1 protein-coding gene is annotated in these 281 nt (G+C 44.1%); it reads left to right on the top strand.

Annotated elements, in window-relative coordinates:
- Positions 1-8: 8 nt before the first annotated feature.
- Positions 9-281 (top strand): FAD-dependent oxidoreductase (locus FNH21_RS16825; protein WP_338403339.1); only part of this gene is annotated, 273 nt, incomplete at its 3' end.

Here is a 281-nt window from a genome sequence, read left to right as displayed (position 1 = left end):
ATTTCCCTATTGAAACAGATACTCTTGTAATTGGTGCGGGCCCTGGCGGCTATGTAGCTGCCATCCGCGCTGCACAGCTTGGACAAAAAGTAACAGTCGTTGAAAAAGCAACTCTTGGAGGCGTTTGTCTGAACGTTGGATGTATCCCTTCAAAAGCGCTGATCAATGCAGGTCACCGTTATGAGAATGCAAAACATTCTGATGACATGGGAATCACTGCTGAGAATGTAACAGTTGATTTCACAAAAGTTCAAGAATGGAAAGCTTCTGTTGTCAACAAG

Origin of the sequence: Arthrobacter bussei (genome assembly GCF_009377195.2) — a bacterium.
GTDB classification, from domain to species: domain Bacteria; phylum Actinomycetota; class Actinomycetes; order Actinomycetales; family Micrococcaceae; genus Arthrobacter_D; species Arthrobacter_D bussei.
The sequence above is the reverse complement of the archived record's forward strand: the minus strand, read 5'-3'. Positions and strand labels throughout refer to the sequence as shown.